Raw genomic sequence first — 1,429 nt, 5'->3', positions numbered from 1 at the left:
GTGCCGATGCGACCGATGGCTTCGCCGGCCTCGCCGCGGGCGCAGGCGAAGCAGAGCCCGTCTTCGTCGCGCAGCGGCGCACCGCTGTCGGGATCGAGCTTGACGAGGCTCGCCGGAAAACGGTGCGCGAGCAGCGGCGGAATCCGGCCGATCGCGCCCGGCTGGCCCTCGACGTTGAACAGCGAGAAATTGCCTTCGGTCGCGGCGTAGAATTCGAGGATGCGGGGGATAGCGAAGCGCGTCTGGAAATCCTGCCAGATGTCGCCGCGCAGGCCATTGCCGCAGGCGAGCCGCAGGCGATGGCTGTTCTCGTATTCCGACGGCGGCGCTTTCAGCAGATAGCGGCAGAGTTCCCCGATATACTGGAACAGCGTGCAATCATGCCGCGCGACGTCATGCCAGAAATTCGACGCCGAGAATTTTTCCGCGATCACCACCGAGCCGCCGGCGGCGAGCATGCTGCACGGCGCGACGATGCCGCCGACCGAGTGGAACAGCGGCAGGCAGTCATAGAGCCGGTCTTGCGGCGCGGCCCCCGTGAGGCCGGCGAACCAGAAACCCCAGTTGAGGATGCGGCGGTGGCTGATGCTGGCGGCCTTTGGCAGGCCGGTGGTGCCGGAGGTGTAGATCAGGAGCGCACGGTCGTCGATGGTGACGTTGCCATGCTCATCCGGCGCGAGCGGGCCGTCGTCGAGTGCCGCGAGCGCAACGTCGATGGCCCGCTCGCTGCGGGCATCGCCGTGGGTCCAGATTTTTGCGTCGGTCTTCAGATGCGGTTTTGCACTCTCCAGCGTCTCCGCCAGGTCGTGCGCGACGATGATGTGCGAGGGCTTTGCGACGTCGATGCAATGGGCCAGCGACTGTCCCACCAGCTTTATGTTGATCAGCGCGACAACACCGCCGACGCGGCTGATGCCKAGCCAGGCGGCGACGTAATCGWTGCCGTTCGGCATGATCAGCCCGACGGTGTCGCCCTTGGCCACGCCGACCGAGCGCGCCCATCGCGCATAGCGGTTGATGCGCTGCGACAGGCCCTGATAGTCGAGGCTTGTGTCATCGGTGACCAGCGCGGCGCGATCGGGCTGGCGCCGTGCCCAGTCGTCGACGACGTCGGCGAACAGCCGGCCCGGCAACGTCTCGATCCGCGCGGTGAGCTCGATCGCCTTCAGCCAGATCTTTGAGGCCGAAGGTGCGCGCGCGGTTTTCGGGGACTCGATGACACCGGTGGTCATGCCGTTCATTCTTTCGGAACGTATTTGCTGGTTCCGGCAGCTTAAACCCGCGCGCCCTGCCCAGGTGTTAAGAGACAAGGTAAAACTCGGTTAGCTCACGATTAACTCCAGTCATCCTTTACCAAGCCGACGGGAACGGCGTGCGGCGTGGGACGATTCTTGCGATAGCAAATCCAGTCATTCGGACGCTGTGCGCG

1 protein-coding gene is annotated in these 1,429 nt (G+C 65.1%); it reads right to left on the bottom strand.

Features of this window, described 5'->3' with window-relative positions; genetic code table 11:
* Positions 1 to 1,241, bottom strand: a 1,241-nt coding sequence (locus tag ACXJL8_RS40970) for an AMP-binding protein (RefSeq protein WP_456687031.1), incomplete at its 3' end; no start/stop codon positions are given.
* Positions 1,242 to 1,429: the final 188 nt, after the last annotated feature.

Source organism: Bradyrhizobium sp. P5_C11_2 (assembly GCF_054049755.1).
The sequence above is the reverse complement of the archived record's forward strand: the minus strand, read 5'-3'. Positions and strand labels throughout refer to the sequence as shown.